The 17,806-nt window shown below is 69.7% G+C and carries 19 protein-coding genes; 14 read left to right on the forward strand and 5 right to left on the reverse strand.

All coding sequences use genetic code 11. From position 1 onward, the window contains the following. Positions 1–363 precede the first annotated feature (363 nt). Positions 364–1,077: an AraC family transcriptional regulator gene (locus tag IB242_RS14480; RefSeq protein ID WP_343237153.1), complete on the reverse strand. Its 714-nt coding sequence runs from the start codon at positions 1,075–1,077 to the stop codon at positions 364–366. Between the two features lie 286 nt (positions 1,078–1,363). On the opposite strand from IB242_RS14480, the gene IB242_RS14485 reads away from it, so the two are divergent. The 6 genes from IB242_RS14485 to IB242_RS14505 all read left to right on the forward strand — a co-directional run bounded on the left by IB242_RS14485 (position 1,364) and on the right by IB242_RS14505 (position 6,232). Continuing rightward, positions 1,364–1,837 carry a DUF2244 domain-containing protein gene (locus tag IB242_RS14485; protein ID WP_192280824.1) on the forward strand — a complete coding sequence of 158 codons (474 nt, stop codon included), beginning with the start codon at positions 1,364–1,366 and terminating at the stop codon, positions 1,835–1,837. Positions 1,838–1,857: 20 nt separating this feature from the next. After that, positions 1,858–2,805 carry a cytochrome c oxidase subunit II gene (gene coxB, locus IB242_RS14490; protein WP_192280827.1) on the forward strand — a complete coding sequence of 316 codons (948 nt, stop codon included), beginning with the start codon at positions 1,858–1,860 and terminating at the stop codon, positions 2,803–2,805. 65 nt (positions 2,806–2,870) lie between these two features. Then, positions 2,871–4,481, forward strand: coding sequence for a cytochrome c oxidase subunit I (gene ctaD / locus IB242_RS14495; RefSeq protein WP_192280830.1), 1,611 nt, complete (start codon positions 2,871–2,873; stop codon positions 4,479–4,481). A gap of 120 nt (positions 4,482–4,601) precedes the next feature. After that, entirely contained in the window at positions 4,602–4,736 is a 135-nt protein-coding gene (locus tag IB242_RS20685; RefSeq protein ID WP_255523469.1) for a hypothetical protein, read from the forward strand. Then, positions 4,733–5,329: a cytochrome c oxidase assembly protein gene (locus tag IB242_RS14500; protein ID WP_192280833.1), complete on the forward strand. Its 597-nt coding sequence runs from the start codon at positions 4,733–4,735 to the stop codon at positions 5,327–5,329. Before IB242_RS20685 ends, IB242_RS14500 begins: the two co-directional genes overlap by 4 nt. Before the next feature lie 18 nt (positions 5,330–5,347). Further along, on the forward strand, positions 5,348–6,232 hold the full coding sequence (locus tag IB242_RS14505) for a cytochrome c oxidase subunit 3 (RefSeq protein WP_192280836.1): 885 nt from the start codon (positions 5,348–5,350) through the stop codon (positions 6,230–6,232). 117 nt (positions 6,233–6,349) lie between these two features. Here IB242_RS14505 and IB242_RS14510 read toward each other — a convergent pair whose 3' ends face one another. Next, entirely contained in the window at positions 6,350–6,568 is a 219-nt protein-coding gene (locus tag IB242_RS14510; protein ID WP_192280838.1) for a twin transmembrane helix small protein, read from the reverse strand. Positions 6,569–6,637: 69 nt separating this feature from the next. Here IB242_RS14510 and IB242_RS14515 point away from each other — a divergent pair, with 69 nt between their 5' ends. The 6 genes from IB242_RS14515 (at position 6,638) to IB242_RS14540 (ending at position 11,871) form a co-directional block, all read left to right on the forward strand. Beyond that, positions 6,638–7,336: an SURF1 family protein gene (locus IB242_RS14515; protein ID WP_192282112.1), complete on the forward strand. Its 699-nt coding sequence runs from the start codon at positions 6,638–6,640 to the stop codon at positions 7,334–7,336. Positions 7,337–7,363: 27 nt separating this feature from the next. Continuing rightward, on the forward strand, positions 7,364–7,936 hold the full coding sequence (locus tag IB242_RS14520; RefSeq protein WP_192280842.1) for a hypothetical protein: 573 nt from the start codon (positions 7,364–7,366) through the stop codon (positions 7,934–7,936). A gap of 13 nt (positions 7,937–7,949) precedes the next feature. Further along, entirely contained in the window at positions 7,950–9,137 is a 1,188-nt protein-coding gene (locus IB242_RS14525; protein ID WP_192280845.1) for a COX15/CtaA family protein, read from the forward strand. Beyond that, the gene (locus IB242_RS14530; RefSeq protein ID WP_192280848.1) at positions 9,134–10,030 is read left to right on the forward strand and encodes a heme o synthase; all 897 of its coding nucleotides are present in this window, start codon (positions 9,134–9,136) and stop codon (positions 10,028–10,030) included. The genes IB242_RS14525 and IB242_RS14530 overlap by 4 nt, the downstream gene beginning before the upstream one ends. 70 nt (positions 10,031–10,100) lie before the next feature. Beyond that, on the forward strand, positions 10,101–10,937 hold the full coding sequence (locus IB242_RS14535) for a calcium-binding protein (protein WP_192280851.1): 837 nt from the start codon (positions 10,101–10,103) through the stop codon (positions 10,935–10,937). 106 nt (positions 10,938–11,043) lie between these two features. Continuing rightward, positions 11,044–11,871 (forward strand): calcium-binding protein, encoded by an 828-nt coding sequence (locus tag IB242_RS14540; RefSeq protein WP_192280854.1) that lies wholly within the window; start codon positions 11,044–11,046, stop codon positions 11,869–11,871. Positions 11,872–11,931: 60 nt separating this feature from the next. Here IB242_RS14540 and IB242_RS14545 read toward each other — a convergent pair whose 3' ends face one another. Together IB242_RS14545 and IB242_RS14550 are read right to left on the reverse strand one after the other, a co-directional pair. After that, on the reverse strand, positions 11,932–12,663 hold the full coding sequence (locus IB242_RS14545) for a TerC family protein (RefSeq protein WP_192280857.1): 732 nt from the start codon (positions 12,661–12,663) through the stop codon (positions 11,932–11,934). Between the two features lie 91 nt (positions 12,664–12,754). Further along, complete coding sequence (locus tag IB242_RS14550) at positions 12,755–13,090, reverse strand: zf-TFIIB domain-containing protein (RefSeq protein ID WP_192280860.1); 336 nt, start codon at positions 13,088–13,090, stop codon at positions 12,755–12,757. A 432-nt stretch (positions 13,091–13,522) separates the two neighbouring features. Between IB242_RS14550 and IB242_RS14555 the strand changes: the two genes are divergently transcribed. After that, positions 13,523–15,577 (forward strand): amidohydrolase family protein, encoded by a 2,055-nt coding sequence (locus tag IB242_RS14555; protein WP_192280877.1) that lies wholly within the window; start codon positions 13,523–13,525, stop codon positions 15,575–15,577. Between the two features lie 148 nt (positions 15,578–15,725). On the opposite strand, the gene IB242_RS14560 is transcribed toward IB242_RS14555, so the two are convergent. Then, the gene (locus tag IB242_RS14560; protein ID WP_192280880.1) at positions 15,726–16,202 is read right to left on the reverse strand and encodes an Lrp/AsnC family transcriptional regulator; all 477 of its coding nucleotides are present in this window, start codon (positions 16,200–16,202) and stop codon (positions 15,726–15,728) included. A 200-nt stretch (positions 16,203–16,402) separates the two neighbouring features. Here IB242_RS14560 and IB242_RS14565 point away from each other — a divergent pair, with 200 nt between their 5' ends. Continuing rightward, positions 16,403–17,755, forward strand: coding sequence for an MFS transporter (locus tag IB242_RS14565; protein ID WP_192280883.1), 1,353 nt, complete (start codon positions 16,403–16,405; stop codon positions 17,753–17,755). The last annotated feature ends 51 nt before the right edge of the window (positions 17,756–17,806 follow it).

Consider the following 17,806-nt stretch of genomic DNA (forward strand, 5'->3'; position numbering starts at 1 on the left):
GGGCGGGTGCGGCTGTCGTGCGATCCGTACAGGTGGACGTAGCGCTGTGGGGGCCGGTCACCCGACGGCGAAGCGCGCCCGGCAGTGGTGGTCGACCCGGACGCCGCCCGCGTCCCCGCCCCGGCGCTGGCCTTCCACGCAGGGCGTGCCATCGCGCGCCGTGCGATGTGGCGCAGGTGGGAACGCCGGTTGCCGGCACATCCGCCGCGGGGCTGTGCCCGCATCCCGCAACGGGGGCGCATGGCCGGACGACGCGACTGCCCGACCGCTGCCCGGGCCGGTCGTGGACTGGACGCCCGGCTGCATCCGGCCGGCAGCCGTCCAGCGCGCATCGGCGACCCGCCGCAGGCCACGCCTGCTCGATCAGGGCGCGCGCAGGCGCCGGTAGTCGCGGGGCGTGCTGCCGACGATGGCGACGAAGCGCCGGGTGAACGCGCTCTGGTCGCCGAAGCCGCAGGCCTGGGCGATCTCGGCGATGCTGCCGGTGCCCTGCAGCCTGTGCATCGCGGCCTGGATCCGGATCCGCGTCAGCAGCTGCAGTGGCGAGAGCTGGAACACCTTCTGGAAGGTGCGCTCCAGCTTGGATTCGGAGAAGCCGGTGATCGCCAGCAGGTCCTGGATGCGGATGTTGTCGGCGTAGTGCTGGTTCATGTGCAGCAGCGCCTCGCGCAGCGACAGGTAGTCCGACTGCAGGCCCTCGCGGCTGGCCAGGTCGCGCGAGATGCCGATCAGGCCGGCGATCTGCCCGTCGACCCGCAGCGGGCGCTTGGCGGTCAGGCACCAGCCCGGCTCCTGGTCGGAGAACAGGTGCAGTTCCAGCAGGTTGTCGATGACCGCCCCGGCCAGCACCTGCTGGTCCTGGATGCCGTAGTTGGCGCTCAGGTCGCCCGGGTACACCTCGCTGGCGGTGCGGCCGATGATCTCGCGGCGCGCGCGCAGGTCCAGCCGCCGCAGCATCGTCGCGTTGACGTGGGTGTAGCGGCCCTCGCGGTCCTTGATGAAGAACAGGACGTCCGGAATCGAGTCGAACAGCGCCTCGACATCGGCTGCGTCCACGCTGACGGGGGCTGGTTTCACGTTCGGTCCGGACTGGGGGCGGGCCGCGCTGGCGTGCAGGACGCGCTGGCCCCGTGCGGGGCCGTCGTGTCGAAGCAGACCGGCGGCGGCGACCATTCTAGGCGGCCGCGTGGAGGCCCGGGCGGCCGTCGTCCCGGGGTGCCGCGGGTCCTCGCCAGACGGGCGGATGCCGCACTGCAACAGGCTCGTGCCGTCATTGCGCAGGATCAATGCGGCTTGCCGCTGACTGTGACCAGCGCTTACCATCCTGCTGTTTTCCGCAGTCGGCAAGGCAGCGGTGGGCGGGATGATCGAGGTGGTGCCGTGGAGGTCCGGCGATGCCGGCGCGCAGCTCAGGCTGCGCCCGCCGCGGGCGCTGACGGCCCATCAGTTCAGGGCGCTGTTCGCGGCGCTGGCAGGGGCGATGTGGCTGGTGGCCGGGGCCGGTTGGCTGGCCGGCAACGTGTTCGCCCCCGCCTTCGCCCTGCTGCACAGCGCCGGCCTCGCGCTTGCCCTGCGCTGCCTGTGGCGCAGCGGCGAGCGCGGCGAGGACATCGCCGTGGCGGCAGGCGCGGTGGAAGTGCGGCGGGGGAGCGAACGGGTGTTCAGCGCGCATCCCTACTGGGTCCGGATGCGGGTGGAAGGGGGCGAGGGGCGGATCAGCCTGTCGTCCAGCGGCAACAGGGTCGAGGTCGGTGCCTTCCTGGGTCCGGCCGAACGCTCGCAGCTGGTGCGGTACCTGGGTGATCTACTGGCGGCCGCGTCCGGCCGCAACCGATGACGCAACTTAGGGTCTAGGCAATGACGCAAGCGAACGGATGGTGGAAGCGATGGACGGCGGCGGCGCTGCTGGCGATGCCGGCGCTGGCCTGGGCCCAGTCGGCGGACCCGCACCGCTGGCAGCTGAACATGGGGCGGGGCGTGACCACCTCCTCGCAGCATGCCTACGACGCGCACATGATCGCGCTGTGGGTCTGCGTGGTGATCGGCCTGGTCGTGTTCGGCGCGATGGGCTACGCGATGTTCAAGTTCCGCAAGTCCAAGGGCGCCGTCGCGGCCCAGTTCACCCACAACACCACGGCCGAGACCATCTGGACGGTGATCCCGGTGGTGATCCTGATCGCGATGGCCTGGCCGGCCACCGCCAAGCTGATCGCGATGTACGACACCCGCGACGCCGAGATGACGGTCAAGGTCACCGGCTACCAGTGGATGTGGAAGTACGAGTACCTGGGCGAGGGCGTGTCCTTCACCAGCCGCCTGGACCGCGAGTCCGACCGCATCCGCCAGAGCGGCCAGCGCCCCGACGCGGCCGCCAATCCGCACTACCTGCTGGACGTGGACAACCGGCTGGTGCTGCCGGTCGACACCAAGGTCAAGTTCGTGATCACCGCCGACGACGTCATCCACTCGTGGTGGGTGCCGGCGCTGGGCTGGAAGCAGGACGCGATCCCCGGCCTGATCAACGAGGCCTGGACCAACATCCAGGAGCCGGGCGTGTACCGCGGCCAGTGCGCCGAGCTGTGCGGCAAGGACCATGGCTTCATGCCGATCGTGGTCGAGGCGGTCTCCAAGGAGGAGTTCGCGCGCTGGCTGGCCGAGCGCAAGCCGGCACCGGCCGCCGCCCCCGAGGCCGTGCCGCCGGTCGAAGCGGCGCCTGCCGGCGAGGCCGCCCCTGTCGAGGGCGAGGCCCCGGCCGCGGCGCCCGATGCGGCGCCGGCCGAGCCGGCCGCCGCCGCGCAGGCCTGACCGGACCGAATCACGCAACGGCCGCCGACGCGACCGCCACGCAACCGCATTCCAGAGGTAACGCCATGGCCCACTCCGCTGTCGATCACCACGACGACCATCACGGCCACCCCGGTTTCCTTGAGCGTTGGTTCTTCTCCACCAACCACAAGGACATCGGCACGCTCTACCTGCTGTTCTCCTTCGTGATGTTCATCATCGGCGCCGGCATGAGCGTGATCATCCGCGCCGAGCTGATGACCCCGGGCCTGCAGTTCGTCAGCCCCGAGTTCTTCAACCAGATGACCACCGTGCATGCGCTGGTCATGATCTTCGGCGGCGTGATGCCGGCCTTCGTCGGCCTGGCCAACTGGATGATCCCGCTGCAGATCGGCGCGCCGGACATGGCGCTGCCGCGCATGAACAACTGGTCCTTCTGGATCATGCCGTTCGCCTTCAGCCTGCTGCTGGTCACCCTGTTCCTGCCGGGCGGCGCGCCGGCCGGCGGCTGGACGCTGTATCCGCCGCTGTCGCTGCAGGGCGGCTACAACGTCGCGTTCACCATCTTCGCCATCCACATGATGGGCGTCAGCTCGATCATGGGCGCGATCAACATCATCGCCACCGTGCTCAACATGCGCGCGCCGGGCATCGACCTGCTGAAGATGCCGATCTTCTGCTGGACCTGGCTGATCACCGCCTTCCTGCTGATCGCGGTGATGCCGGTGCTGGCCGGTGCGGTGACGATGCTGCTGACCGACAAGTTCTTCGGCACCAGCTTCTTCAATGCCGCCGGCGGCGGCGACCCGGTGATGTACCAGCACATCTTCTGGTTCTTCGGTCACCCCGAGGTCTACATCATGATCCTGCCCGCCTTCGGCGTGGTCAGCGAGATCATCCCGACCTTCAGCCGCAAGCCGCTGTTCGGCTACCAGGCGATGGTCTACGCGACCGCGGCGATCGCCTTCCTGTCGTTCATCGTTTGGGCCCACCACATGTTCACCGTGGGCATGCCGCTGGGCGGCGAGATCTACTTCATGTTCGCCACGATGCTGATCTCGGTGCCGACCGGCGTGAAGGTCTTCAACTGGGTCAGCACGATGTGGAAGGGCTCGATCAGCTTCGAGGCGCCGATGCTGTGGTCGGTGGCCTTCGTGATCCTGTTCACCATCGGCGGCTTCTCGGGCCTGATGCTGGCGATCGTTCCGGCCGACTTCCAGTACCACGACACCTACTTCGTCGTCGCCCACTTCCACTACGTGCTGGTCACCGGCGCGGTGTTCGCGCTGATCGCCGCGGTCTACTACTGGTGGCCGAAGTTCACCGGGCGCATGTACAGCGAGTTCTGGGCAAAGGTGCATTTCTGGTGGACGATGGTCTTCGTCAACCTGCTGTTCTTCCCGCAGCACTTCCTCGGCCTGGCCGGCATGCCGCGCCGCATCCCGGACTACAACGTGGTGTTCGCCGACTGGAACCTGGTCAGCTCGATCGGCGCGTTCGGCATGTTCGCCACGCCGTTCATGATGGCCGCGATCCTGCTGGCCTCGCTGCGCAACGGCGCCAAGGCCGAAGCGCGGGCCTGGGAAGCGGCACGCGGCCTGGAGTGGACGATTCCGTCGCCGGCCCCGCACCACACCTTCGCCACGCCGCCGGTGATCAAGGATGGCGACCTGGCGCACGGCGACATCAGTCATTGATCCGGACCTCCGGCCACCGGCGCGGCATCGCGCCGGCGATGGGGGATCGACCGCAGGCATCTTCCGCGACGGACGCGGGCTGATCGACCGGCGGGTTTTTCGAACGGGATGGGAGAAGCGATGAACGCTCCGATCGGACAGGACCAGGACCTCGCGCGTCGCCGCCGCAGCGTGCGCCGCACCGCGCTGGCGTTCGGCCTGATCGCGCTGTCGATCTACGTGGCCTTCATCCTGTCCGGCGTGATCGGTCGATGAGCGGGCAGCCGGCACCGGCTAGGCGCAGCGCGGGCCTGCTCAAGCTGGGCCTGGTCGCGCTGGGCGCGTTCGCCTTCACCTTCTCGCTGGTGCCGCTGTACCGCATCGCCTGCGAGAAGGTGTTCGGGATCCGGCTGGAGCAGGGCCCGGGCCAGGTGCGCAACGCGTCGGCGGCCGCTGGCGAGCGCCCGTCGCGCACGGTCACCGTGCAGTTCGATGGCGGCGTGAATTCCAAGCTGCCGTGGGCGTTCGAGCCCGAGCAGCTGACCATGCAGGTCGTGCCGGGCGAGCTCAACGAGGCGCTGTACTTCGCCCGCAACGACGGCAGCGGGCCGGTGGTCGGCAGCGCGGTGCCCTCGGTGGCGCCGGCGCGCGCCTCGGGCTATTTCACCAAGACGGAGTGCTTCTGCTTCACCGCGCAGACACTGCAGCCCGGCGAGAGTCGGGACATGCCCGTGCGCTTCATCGTCGATCCGGACCTGCCGGCCGACGTGAAGACCATCACCCTGTCGTATACCTTCTTCAAGAACGAGGCCATGAGCGCGCAACTGGTCGCGCCCAAGGCCGCCAACACGCCGCACGCGGCGCCCTGACCGACGACGGAATCCGCCATGGCCCATACCCAGCCGACATCGCACGACGCCGACATCTACTTCGTGCCGACGCGCAGCAAGGCGCCGATCCTCGCCTCGATCTCGCTGTTCACGATGATGCTCGGTGTCGCCACCTGGCTCAACGACATCGGCTGGGGCAAGTGGATGTTCTTCGCCGGCGTGGCGATGATGCTCGCCGTGCTGTTCTACTGGTTCGCCGAGGTCATCCGCGAATCGCAGGCCGGCCACTACAACCGCCAGGTCGACGTGTCGTTCCGGATGGGGATGATCTGGTTCATCTTCTCCGAGGTGATGTTCTTCGGCGCCTTCTTCGGCGCGCTGTTCTACACCCGCCAGTTCGCGCTGCCGTGGCTGGGCGGCGAAGGCGACGGCGTGATGACCAACGCGCTGCTGTGGGACGGCTTCAGTTCGGCCTGGCCGAGCGCCGGCCCGGGCCAGGTCGGCGGCCAGTTTCAGACCATCCCGGCCTGGGGCCTGCCGCTGCTGAACACGCTGATCCTGCTGACCTCGGGCGTGACCCTGACCATCGCCCATCACGCGATGAAGGCCAACAACCGTCGCCAGATCCTGCTGTGGCTGGGCCTGACCGTGGTGCTGGGCCTGATCTTCCTGTTCTTCCAGGCCGAGGAGTACGTACACGCGTACCGCGACCTCAACCTGACCCTGGGCTCGGGCATCTACGGCTCGACCTTCTTCATGCTCACCGGCTTCCACGGCGTGCACGTGCTGCTGGGCACGATCATGCTGGCGGTGATGTGGCTGCGTGTGGCGCGCGGCCATTTCACCGCGGACAACCACTTCGCGTTCGAGGCCTCTGCCTGGTACTGGCACTTCGTGGACGTGGTCTGGCTGGGCCTGTTCCTGTTCGTCTACGTGCTCTGAGGCGAACGTCCGGAGATGCACCGGACCGGCAGCGCGCGGACGCGCGCTGCATGCACCGCACCACTGCCGGGCGCCCTCGTGGCGCCCGCGCCGTTCAGGGGCCTGGTGCGATACCGGTCAGCGACCCACGCCGTGCGGCTGGATCACGCCGGTCCAGATGCCCAGGATGACCAGCAGGATCAACCCGACCGACAGCGCGATGCGGCGGGTCAGCGCATTGACGGTGCGCTTGCTCTGGCCGCGGTCGACCAGCATGTAATACAGCGCGGTACCGAGGTTCCACAGGATGACGATCAGGAACGCGACAACCAGCAGGGTCTTCAGCGAATCGTTCACGGCGATGGTCTCGGTGGATGCGGTGCGCCACGCATTATTGCAGGCGGAGGCGCAGGCGTGAGTCGACGCATGCCGCTGTGGCTGGGCGCCGTGCTGGCGCTGGTGGTGGCCGGCGTGTTCGCCGCGCTCGGGTTCTGGCAGCTGGACCGGATGCAGCTGAAAGCGTCGATGCTCGCATCGGTGGAACAGGTGCTGGCCGGGCGCGAGGAGCAGCCGCTGCAGATCGCCACCAGCGCGCAGCCCGGCTACGCCTGGGCGGCCGGCGAGGGCCGCTTCCTGCCCGTGCCGGCGGTGCTGCTGGACAACCAGAACCACGGCGGGCGCGCGGGCGTGCGTGCCTACCGCGTATTCCAGCCTGACGATGGCGGGACGCCGCTGCTGGTCGAACTCGGCTGGCTGCCGCTGCCGGGCGACCGGACGCTGCCGCAGATCGAGCTGCCCGGCGTCGATACCGTCGCCGGCCTGCTGCTGCCGCCACCGTCGCCTGGTCTGGTGGCGACCGTGCTGGAGCGCGACGACGCGCGCGTGCTGACCACGGTGCTCGACGTGCCCGCGCTGGCGCAGGCGCTGCAGCTGCCGGCGCTGGCGCCGCGCGTGCTGCGCCTGGATCCGGCTCTGCCGCTTGGCTATGCGCGCGATCTGGAGCTGCTGCCGAACACCCTCACGCCCGAGCGCCACCTGGGCTACGCCGTGCAGTGGTTCGCGCTGGCCGCGGCGGTGCTGCTGGTCGCGCTGATCACCGCGCTGCGCAGCCGACGCCGGCGCTGAGCGCCCACCCGTGCGAAAATCCACGCCATGACCGTTCCCGCTTCCGACGCCGCCCGCACCCGACGCGGGCGCCTGATGCTGATCGCGCTGTTCGTCCTGTTCTTCGGTTCGGCGTTCGGCGCAGGGATCCTGCGTTTCACCGGCTGGATGCCGGCCGGGCTGAAGAACCACGGCCAGCTGCTGCAGCCGCCGGTCGACCTGCGCGCCACCCCGCTGCAGCTGGCCGATGGCCGGGCCTACGAGTGGAATCCCGGTGCGCGCATCTGGCGCATCCTGGCCGCGCCGCCAGCCAGCTGCGCCGCCGACTGCGACGCGCTGCTGGTCGAGCTGGACAAGGTCTGGCAGCTGTTCGGCCACAACGCCGACCAGGTCGAGATCCTGTGGCTGGGAGCGCTGCCGGCCGATGCCCCGGCGCTGTCCGAACTGCGCGTGCTGCGCGACGACGCCGACCTGCGCGCGCGGCTGCCGGATGCGGCCGATCCGGCCGGCGTGCCGGTCTACGTGATCGATCCCAACGGCTTCGTGATCCTGCGCTACCCGCCGCATGCCGATCCGGCCGGCCTGCGCGCCGACGTGGCCAAACTGCTGAAGTTGAAGTGAGAGCGCCGTACCGATGAACGTGATCGCCCGCCCCGCGCTGGTGCGCAGCTTCCATCGCATCGCCTGGCTGGCGGTGATCCTCACCGCCTGCGTGGTCGTGTTCGGCGCGTTCGTGCGCCTGTCCGATGCCGGCCTGAGCTGCCCCGACTGGCCGACCTGCTACGGCCGCGCGACCTGGCCGTCGCAGGTACAGGAGGCCGCCGCGCATGCGGCCAGCGAGATCCGTCCGTTCGAGGACCACAAGGCGTGGCGCGAGCAGGTCCACCGCCACCTGGCCGCCACGCTCGGCGTGCTGGTACTGCTGCTGGCGCTGCTGGCCGCGCGCAAACGACGTTTCGGCATCGGGCTGATCCTCGGCGCCTCGGCGCTGGTGGCCGCGGCGATCCCGGCCTACATGCAGGGCCGGATCGGGCTGGCGTTCGCGCTTGCCGGTGCCGGCGAGGCGATCCTGCTGCTGGCCGCGCTGCGCTGGTCGAACATCGACCTGGCCCGCGCCGGCGCGCTGACCCTGGCGGTCATCGTGTTCCAGGCGCTGCTCGGCAAGTGGACGGTGACCCTGCTGCTGAAGCCGGTCATCGTGATGGGCCATCTGCTCGGCGGCATGACCACGTTCTCGCTGCTGGTGTGGATGGCATGGCGTGCGACCCACCTGCCGATCCACCTGGCCGACGCGCGCGTGCTGCGGCGCTGGCTGGTCGGCGGCCTGGCGGTGGTCGGCGTGCAGATCGCGCTGGGCGGCTGGGTCAGCGCCAACTACGCCGCGCTCGCCTGCGGCGCCGGCGGCTGGGTGACCGAGCAGCACCACTACTTCGATTTCCCGCAATGCGTGGGCCAGTGGTGGCCACAGGGCGACTTCCGCGAGGGCTTCGTGCTGTGGCGCGGGCTGGGCGTGGATTACGAAGGGGGCGTGCTCGACGGCGCGGCGCGGGTCGCGATCCAGATGGCGCACCGGCTGATGGCGGTGGCGGTGCTGGTGTACGTGCTGTGGCTGTCGCTGCGCCTGTTCCGCACCCCGGGCATGCGCGGCTGGGCGGCGATGCTGGGCGTGCTGGTGCTGGCCCAGGCCACGCTCGGCATCCTCAACGTGAAGCTGGCGCTGCCGCTGTCGGTCGCGGTGATGCACAACGCAGGCGCCGCCGCGCTGCTGTTCGTGCTGGTCTCGCTGCTGGCGCGGCTGAAGGAACCCGGGAACGTCGCATGAGCGCCACTCCACTCTGGCGCGAATACCTCGAGCTGACCAAGCCGCGCGTGGTCGCGCTGCTGGTGTTCACCGCCCTGGTCGGCATGTTCCTCGCGGTACCCGGCCTGCCGCCGCTGAAGGAAAGCGTGTTCGGCCTGCTCGGCATCTGGCTGGCGGCCTCGTCGGCGGCCGCGATCAACCATCTGATCGACCAGCGCATCGACCGGGTGATGGCGCGTACCGCGCACCGGCCGCTGGCCACCGGTGCGCTGCGTCCGGTGCAGGTGCTGGTGTTCGCGCTGGTGCTCGGCGCGCTGTCGATGCTGCTGCTGGTCACGCTGGTGAACCTGGTCACCGCGCTGCTGACCTTCGCCTCGCTGATCGGCTATGCGGTGATCTACACCGGCTGGCTCAAGCGCGCCACGCCGCAGAACATCGTGATCGGCGGCGTCGCCGGCGCCGCGCCGCCGCTGCTGGGCTGGGCCGCGGTCACCGACATGCAGGGCCCGTGGGACTGGCAGCATGCGCTGCTGCTGGTGCTGATCATCTTCGTGTGGACGCCGCCGCATTTCTGGGCGCTGGCGATCTTCCGCCGCGAGGATTATGCGCGCGCGCTGATCCCGATGCTGCCGGTGACCTATGGCGTCACCTACACGCGCTGGCAGATCCTGTTCTACACGGTGCTGCTGGTCGAGGTGACGATCCTGCCGGTGGTGTTCGGCATGAGCGGCTTCTTCTACCTCGGTGGCGCGCTGGTGCTGGGCAGCGTGTTCCTCTGGTACGCCTGGCGGCTGCTCGACCCGCCGGACGAGTTCTTCGCGATGCGGGTGTTCAACTACTCCATCGTCTACCTGATGGCGCTGTTCGCGTTCCTGCTGGTCGACCACTGGCTGCCGCTGGTGCTGGGTGGCTGATGGCGTACGCCGGGCGTTGAAGCCGGGCTGACGGATCGATCAGCGTTTCGCTTTTCACGGAGGATGCGACATGTGGCGATGGATGGCCGCGATGACCGTGCTGCTGGTCTGTGCCTGGCCGGCGAGGGCGGAGCAGGATCCCGTGCATGCCGCAGCCGACGAGATGTTCGCCGCGCTCGGCGAGCGGCGCCTGCTGCTGGTCGACGAACTGCACGGCACGCAGGAGGCGCCGCGTCTGGTCGCGGCTGTCGTCGAGCGTTTGAGTGCTGCCGGGGCGGTGACGCTGGGCATGGAGATCATGGCCGAGGACGCCGAGACGGCGGCCATCGCGCGCTATCTGGACAGCGCCGGCAGCGCCGCCGACCGTGCCGCGCTCGCGGCCACGCCGTTCTGGGGTATCGCCAGCGAGCGCAATGATGGCCGGCGCACCGAGGATCTGATCGATCTCGTCGATGCCGTGCGCCGGCTGCGTGCCCAGGGACGCGATGTCACGGTCGTGCCGTTCGATGCGGTCCTCGCGACCTGGCGGCGGGGCGGCAGCGAGGCGCGTGAGGAGGAAATGGCGCTGCGGCTGCGTGCCGCGGCTGATGCGATGCCACAAGGCCGCGTGGTCGCGCTGACCGGCAATCTCCACGCGATGCACAGGAAGCGGGATCCTGCGCAGTCGGGTCTGCCGGAGCCGATAGGTGCGCGTCTGCGTGATCTGGAGCCGTTCTCGGTCAACGTCTCCGCCAGCGATGGCGAGGCATGGAACTGCAGAGCTGGAAGCTGCGGCCGGTATCCTGCGCGCAGTCGTGACGCCCATGGTCCGATGGACGCCGATGCGCCGTTCCACCATCAGATCGTGCTGCCGCGCTTCACTGCTGCACGTCCTGTCGGTGCTGCCGCGCCAATGCAGGAGCATTGATCGGTCGGCCAGCCGCACCGGGTGTCCGGTGGCACGCCGTGCAGCCGGCTTGAAGAAGCCTGCTGCACGCCGCATGACATCGGGACCTCCCGACAGGATGCCCCTGATGCTCCGACGTCTGTTCGCGCTCTGTCTTGCGTCTGCGTGCGTGTTCCAGGCCGTAGCGGGTGGCTCCGCTGCACGCGCCTCCGCCGTTGACACCCTGGTTGCCGAGGCCGGCAAGCATCGCCTGATCATGCTCGGCGAGATGCACGGCACGCGCGAGATTCCGCCGCTGGTCGGCGAGGTCGCCGAGCACCTGAGCCGCGAAGGTCCGCTGCTGCTGGCGCTGGAGATCCATGCCAGCGAGCACGCATCGCTGCGGGCGTATCTCGACGGCGATGGCAGCGTTGCGCAACGCGACCTGCTGCGCCGCCGCCCGTTCTGGTCGGTGCCGCAGCAGCGCAACGACGGGCGCCGCAGCGAGGACATGCTCGATCTGGTCGAACGCATGCGACAGCTGCGTGCGCAGGGACGCGATGTGGCGGTTCTGGCCTACGACGTGGCGAACGGGGGTGGTCCAATCGGTGACTGGCGCGATGACGCGATGGCCGCGCAGCTGCGGCAGGCATTCGGCGCACTGCCGCGCGGGCCGATGCTGGTGCTGACCGGCAACGTGCATGCGATGCGCCTGCGCCCGAGCTGGGCGCCGGAGCAGATGCCGGCGCCGATGACCGCCGGTCTGCTCGATCTGCAGCCCGTCTCGATCGAGATTGCGGCGGCCTCCGGTGAATTCTGGGCATGTCCGGCCGCTGGTTGCGGGCCGCAGCGCATCGTGGCCGTGCCGTCTGCCGGCGCGTTGCCGGCAGGCGAACCGTTCGATTACCGGATCGTGCTGCCGGCCTTCAGCGTTGCCCGGCCGGTAAAGCCGGCTGGCGCCGCGACATCGCCCTGAAGCGACATCGCGACGACGGCGGATGCCGGTGCCGCCGTGGTGGCGGCACCGGCTGCAGCCTCAGCCTGCCGCAGTGCTGCGCTGGTTCTCGCGTCGGCGGATCCACAGGTTGATCATCTCGACGAAGACCGAGAAGGCCATCGCCGCGTAGATGTAACCCTTGGAGATGTGCTGGCCGAAGCCGTCGGCGATCAGCACCAGACCGATCATGATCAGGAAGCTCAGGGCCAGGATCTTGACCGTCGGGTGGCGCTCGACGAAGCGGCTGATCGGGCCGGCGAAGACCAGCATGAACACGATCGAGATCAGGATCGCGGTGACCATCACCCAGCGCTCGTCGACCATGCCGACCGCGGTGATGATCGAGTCCAGCGAGAACACGATGTCCAGCACCATGATCTGCGCCAGCACGCCGGCGAACGAGGTCGCCGCGTGCTTGACCACGCTCTCCTCGCCACCACCCTCGATCTTCTGGTGGATTTCGTGGGTGGCCTTGCCGATCAGGAACAGGCCGCCGCCGATCAGGATCAGGTCGCGCCAGGAGAATGTGTGCCCGAACACCTCGAACAGCGGTGCGGTCAGCCCGACGATCCAGGCGATCGCGAACAGCAGGCCCAGGCGGCTGATCGCGGCCAGGGCGATGCCGAGCTTGCGCGCCTTGTCGCGCTGGTGCGGCGGCAGCTTGCCGGCCAGGATCGAGATGAAAATGATGTTGTCGATGCCGAGCACCAGTTCCAGCGCGGTCAGCGTGGCCAGGGCGATCAGGATCTCGGGGGTGAACAGGGATTCCATCGAGGGGCTCTTGGAGAGAGGGCAGTGGGGTGCGCGCCGCCAGCGTGCGGCTGCACGCCGGGACGGGTCGTGAAAGAGGGAACGCCTGGGCTCAGAAGTCGAACAGTTCGTTCAACAGCGACTTCTTTTTGCGCTTGTGGCCGTAGCCATAGCCATCCTGGTAGCCGTGCTTGCCGCGCTCGCGGTATTCGTCGCGATAGCCGTCGCGGTGGGCGGGCTGTGGGGGATAGGCCTGGTGCGCGTGGGGCTGTGGCGGAGGCGGCGGCTGTGGCGCGGACGGCTGCAGATCGGCCTCGGCGCGCTCGATCAGGCGATCCAGTTCACCGCGGTCGAGCCAGATGCCGCGGCACTGGGGGCAGTAGTCGATCTCGATGCCCTGGCGTTCGGTCATGGCCAGGGTGACGGTCTTGCAGGCGGGGCAATGCATGTGGGGTGGCCTCGGATGCTGCGGGGGCCACGGCAAATCTGCATCGAATGAAGCGGACGCACCTTCGCCGTGGAACGGCGAAGGTCTTGCCCACAGGTCCGATGGACCTGCCGCGGTGCCGGGGTCGGAAGACCCGTCATGACGACACCTGCGCGGGGGGCTACTCCCCTTCGAGCGGCGATCCTAGCACGCGGCCTGTGACATGCGCCGGTGCGCGCGGGGGACGGGGACGGTCGTTCAGTCGACGGGCATCGATGCGCTGCCGGGCTTCGCGGTGCATGGAATATGCGCAGGCGGACCAATTTCCGAAACAAAATCGCGCCAAACCTTTCAGGTCGCGTCGACAACGCACAGTGTGCGCGGCACCGCGCCGATAGAATCGGATCTCCGTCGCCCAGGCTGGCCACGGCCCCGTCCATTGCAGGTCTCCCGATGACGCGTCTGTTTCCCTCGCTGCGTGCCGCCGCCCTGGTCGTGGCGTCCGTCCTGTCGGGCGCCGCGTGCGCCACCGTCGCCTCCGACGCCACAGACGGCGAGGAACGCCTGTCGGTGGTGTCCAACGGCGAAGTGATCGGCCGCCTGGTGGCAACCACCCGGGGCGACACGGTGGAGGTGGACTACCACGTCGACGACAACGGACGTGGCCCGAAGCACCGGGAGACGCTGCGCATCGGTGCCGACGGGGTGCCGGTGGAGTGGACCATCGCGGGCGCCTCGCTGATGGGCGGGCCGGTCGACGAGCGGTTCGCCTGGCGCGACGGCGTGGCGACCTGGCGCAGCCAGGCCGACCACGGCGAGCGGCGGGTGCCGCGTGCGCTGCCCTACATCGTCAACGATGGCAGCCCGTGGGCGCTGGGCGCGTACGCGCGCGCGCTGCTGCGGGCGCCGGGCCTGCGGCTGGATGCGCTGCCGGCCGGAAGCCTGCAGCTGGAACCGCTGCGCGAGGTGCGGATCGGCGAGGGCGCCGCCGCGGTGGCGACCACCGCCTATCGCCTGACCGGCGTCGACCTGCAGCCCGAATACCTGCTGCTGGACGACGCGCAGCGGCTGTTCGCCCAGTTCTCCACGCGCCGGATCGTGGTCCGTGCCGGCTACGAGGATGCGCGCGAGACCATCGCCGCCCTGGCGTCGGACCTGGACATGCAGCGCGCCGAGCAGCTGCAGCAGCGGCTGGCGCATCGCCATGACGGCCCGCTGCGGATCCGCAACGTGCGCGTGTTCGATCCGGACGCGCTGCGCCTGGGGCCGCTGGTGTCGGTGCTGGTGCGCGATGGACGGGTGGCCGCGATCGAGACCACCGACGTGCCTGCCGCCGAGGGCGAGACCGCCTACGACGGCCAGGGCGGCACGCTCAGCAGCGGCCTGCACGACATGCACTCGCACAGTTCGCTCGATTCCGGGCTGTGGTACCTGGCGGCGGGGATCACCTCGACCCGCGACATGGGCAACGACAACGCCTTCCTGCTCGACCTGACCGCACGCATCGAGCGTGGCGAGGTGGCCGGCCCGCGGATCGTGCGCAACGGCTTCCTGGAAGGACGCAGCCCGTACTCGGCGCGCAACGGCTTCGTCGCCGACAGCCTGGACCAGGCGCTGGACGCGGTGCGCTGGTACCACGACAACGGCTACTGGCAGATCAAGGTCTACAACTCGATGAACCCGCAATGGGTGCGCCCGATCGCGGCCGAGGCGCACCGCCTGGGCATGGGCGTGACCGGGCACGTGCCGGCGTTCTCCTCGCCGGACCGGGTCATCGCCGATGGCTACGACGAACTGGCGCACATCAACCAGCTGATGCTCGGCTGGCTGCTGGAAGACGGCGAAGACACCCGTACGCCGCTGCGGCTGACCGCGATGCAGCGCGCGGCCACGCTGGATCTGGCGCGCTCGCCGCGGGTGGCGAAGACGCTGGCGCTGATGAAGGAGCGTGGCGTGGCGCTGGACCCGACCGCGGTGATCGTCGAGATCCTGATGCTCAGCCGCGCCGGCCAGATGTCGCCCGGTGGCGAGCATTTCCTCGATCACATGCCGGTGTCCTATCAGCGCTACCGCAAGCGCACGTTCGTCTCCGACCTGACCGCGCAGAACGATCGCGACTATCGCGAGGCGATGCAGCGCGTGCTCGACACGCTGAAGCTGCTGCACGACAACGGCATCCGCCTGCTGCCGGGCACCGACGACGGCACCGGCTTCACTCTGCACCGCGAACTGGAGCTGTATGCGCGGGCCGGGATCGCACCGGCGCAGGTGCTGCGCATAGCCACGCTCGGCAGCGAGGAACACCTGGGCCGCAGCGGCGAGCTGGGCCGGGTCGCGCCGGGCCAGCATGCCGACCTGGTCCTGATGGACGGCGATCCCACCGCCGACATCAATGCGGTACGCCGCGCGCGGATGGTCCTGCGCGGCGGCGTGGTCTATTTCCCGGCGGAGATCTACGCGGCGCTGGGCGTGCGGCCGTTCGCGGCGCCGCCGCCGCGGCTGGACTGAACAACGGTTCTCGAGCCGCCACCGGATGCGGTGCGGGACCGCCAGGGTCGCCGCGTCGGCGGCGTGCATCGTTCCCGCGCGGGTGCCGGCCGCTGCATGCGGCCCGGCATCGCCCAGCAGCGGCACACGACAGCGGACGCGCTGCGGCTCAGCCGGCGGCGGCCTGCGGATACACCGGCAGCGCCGAGGTGTTCTTCAGGTCCTCGATCACGATCACCGAGCGCATCGTCGCGACCACGTCGACCTGGGCCAGCCGGTCGAGCAGGTCTCGGAAATGCGGCAGGTCGCGGGTGTAGGCCTTGAGCAGGAAGTCGCCGTCGCCGGTGACCATCGTGCATTCCAGGATCTCGGCGGTGTCGCGGATCAGCGCGCGGAAATCCGTGGCGGTCTGCGAGTTGTGCTTGAGCGTGACCGTGATGTACGCCTTCAGGTGCAGGCCGAGCCTGGTCGCGTCGAGGATCGCGGCGAAGCGGCGGATCAGCCCGGTGTCGCGCAACTGCTTGACCCGGCGCGAGCACTGCGAGTGCGAGAGGTGCACGCGCTCGGACAGTTCGGCCATGGTCATGTCGCCCTGGACCTGCAGGGCTTCGAGGATGCGGACGTCGAACGAATCGAGTGCGGACATGCGGCTGGCCGTAAGGAAGGGCGCTGCGATTCATAGCATGATCCGACCCTGTCGCGGCAAAACCGTGCATCCATGCGGCGATCGGCGGTGATCGCCGCCATCGGCGGCCGCGCTGCCCGGCGAGCCAAGGCCGCGCTACCATCGCCGGCCGGCGCCGCACGCAGCGCGTGCCCGGTGCGCACAGGCCGATGGATCCCGTGGTGACCGCTTCCCCGCCGCTTTCGCTGGGCGCCCGGCTTGGCTGGGCCTTCGGCCAGTTCGCGATCGCCAGCCACATGGCGATCGTCAGCGTGTACCTGCTCTATTACCTGACCGAGGTGCATCGGGTGCCGGTGCTGCTGGCCGGGGTGATCACGGTGCTGCCGCGGGTCTGGAACATCCTCACCGATCCGCTGGTGGGCATGCTGTCGGACCGCACCCGGTCGCGATGGGGCCGGCGCCGGCCGTGGGTGCTGGCCGGTACCCTGCTGTGGGCGCCGGCGTTCGCCGCGATGTTCGCGCTGCCGGCGACGCTGCCGGTACACATGCTGGCGCTGGCGTTCCTGCTGCTCTACCTGCTGGTCAACAGCGGCGTCAGCCTCTATCACGTGCCCTACTCGGCGATGGCGCCGGAAATGGTGCCCGATTACCGGCAGCGCCTGTCGCTGATCGGCTACAAGGAGGTCGCCTCGCGCCTGGCGGTGCTGCTGGCGATCTCGGCGGTGCCGTGGATCGTCGAGCGCGCGGCCGACCCGTTCGCCGGCTACCGGCTGGCCGGGCTGGCCTTCGGCGCGCTGATCCTGGTCAGCGGGTTGGCCACCTTCCTGGCCACCGCGCACGCGCCGCAGGCGCCGTTGCCCGTGCGCGCGCCCGATGGCGGACTGCGCGGCCAGTGGCAGGCGCTGCGCCGCAACCGGCCACTGGCGGTGCTCGGCGGCGCCTATCTGGTGGCCAACATCGCCAGCGTCGCGTTCAGCGGCGCGCTGATCTACCTGGTCACGGCCGTGCACGGGCAACCGGCCGCGCTGATGGGCCTGCTGTACCCGCTGGGCTCGCTGGTCAGCCTGGCGGTCACGCCGCTGTGGGCGCGGCTGGGTGCGCGGTTCGGCAAGCGCGAGGCCTGCGTGGCCGCCTATCTCGGCCTGGCCGGCTGCTGGTTGCTGCCGCTGCTGCTGCCGTTGGGAGCGGTCTGGCCGCTGTTCGTGCTGATGCTGGTGTTCGGCCTGTTCAACGCCGGCGCCGAACTGCTGCCCAATGCGATGGTGCCCGACACCGTCGAGCACGACGAACTGCACGGCGGATGGCGGCGCGAAGGCACGATCTACGGTGCGTGGGTGGTGATCCAGCAGAGCGGCATGGTGCTCGGTGGGCTGGTCGTCAGCCTGCTGCTGGCGGTGGTCGGCTACGAGAGCGTGCAGGCCGCCGATGCCGGCGTGCGTGCCGGCATCCATCTTGGCGTGGCGCTGGTGCCGGCCGCGCTGGTGCTGCTGGCGCTGGTCCTGGTGCGCCGCTATCCGATCGACGCGGCGGCCTTCGCCGAGATCAGGCGCAGGCTCGACGCGCGCACCGCCTGAGCGCGCCACCGGCAACGCCATGCATGTTTTGTGCGTGCGCACGCGTGGATC

The organism is Xanthomonas sp. XNM01 (assembly GCF_014851915.1).
Taxonomy (GTDB): Bacteria; Pseudomonadota; Gammaproteobacteria; order Xanthomonadales; family Xanthomonadaceae; genus Pseudoxanthomonas.

Bases quoted from the DNA above. Each gene is read 5' to 3' on its own strand.
- IB242_RS14520 (WP_192280842.1), top strand. From the start codon at position 7,364: ATGACCGTTCCCGCTTCCGACGCCGCCCGCACCCGACGCGGGCGCCTG.
- IB242_RS14500 (WP_192280833.1), top strand. From the start codon at position 4,733: ATGAGCGGGCAGCCGGCACCGGCTAGGCGCAGCGCGGGCCTGCTCAAG.
- IB242_RS20685 (WP_255523469.1), top strand. From the start codon at position 4,602: ATGAACGCTCCGATCGGACAGGACCAGGACCTCGCGCGTCGCCGCCGC.
- IB242_RS14535 (WP_192280851.1), top strand. From the start codon at position 10,101: ATGTGGCGATGGATGGCCGCGATGACCGTGCTGCTGGTCTGTGCCTGG.
- IB242_RS14555 (WP_192280877.1), top strand. From the start codon at position 13,523: ATGACGCGTCTGTTTCCCTCGCTGCGTGCCGCCGCCCTGGTCGTGGCG.
- IB242_RS14530 (WP_192280848.1), top strand. From the start codon at position 9,134: ATGAGCGCCACTCCACTCTGGCGCGAATACCTCGAGCTGACCAAGCCG.
- IB242_RS14505 (WP_192280836.1), top strand. From the start codon at position 5,348: ATGGCCCATACCCAGCCGACATCGCACGACGCCGACATCTACTTCGTG.
- IB242_RS14485 (WP_192280824.1), top strand. From the start codon at position 1,364: ATGATCGAGGTGGTGCCGTGGAGGTCCGGCGATGCCGGCGCGCAGCTC.
- IB242_RS14560 (WP_192280880.1), bottom strand. From the start codon at position 16,202: ATGTCCGCACTCGATTCGTTCGACGTCCGCATCCTCGAAGCCCTGCAG.
- IB242_RS14525 (WP_192280845.1), top strand. From the start codon at position 7,950: ATGAACGTGATCGCCCGCCCCGCGCTGGTGCGCAGCTTCCATCGCATC.
- IB242_RS14515 (WP_192282112.1), top strand. From the start codon at position 6,638: ATGCCGCTGTGGCTGGGCGCCGTGCTGGCGCTGGTGGTGGCCGGCGTG.
- IB242_RS14545 (WP_192280857.1), bottom strand. From the start codon at position 12,663: ATGGAATCCCTGTTCACCCCCGAGATCCTGATCGCCCTGGCCACGCTG.
- IB242_RS14540 (WP_192280854.1), top strand. From the start codon at position 11,044: ATGCTCCGACGTCTGTTCGCGCTCTGTCTTGCGTCTGCGTGCGTGTTC.
- coxB (WP_192280827.1), top strand. From the start codon at position 1,858: ATGACGCAAGCGAACGGATGGTGGAAGCGATGGACGGCGGCGGCGCTG.
- ctaD (WP_192280830.1), top strand. From the start codon at position 2,871: ATGGCCCACTCCGCTGTCGATCACCACGACGACCATCACGGCCACCCC.
- IB242_RS14550 (WP_192280860.1), bottom strand. From the start codon at position 13,090: ATGCATTGCCCCGCCTGCAAGACCGTCACCCTGGCCATGACCGAACGC.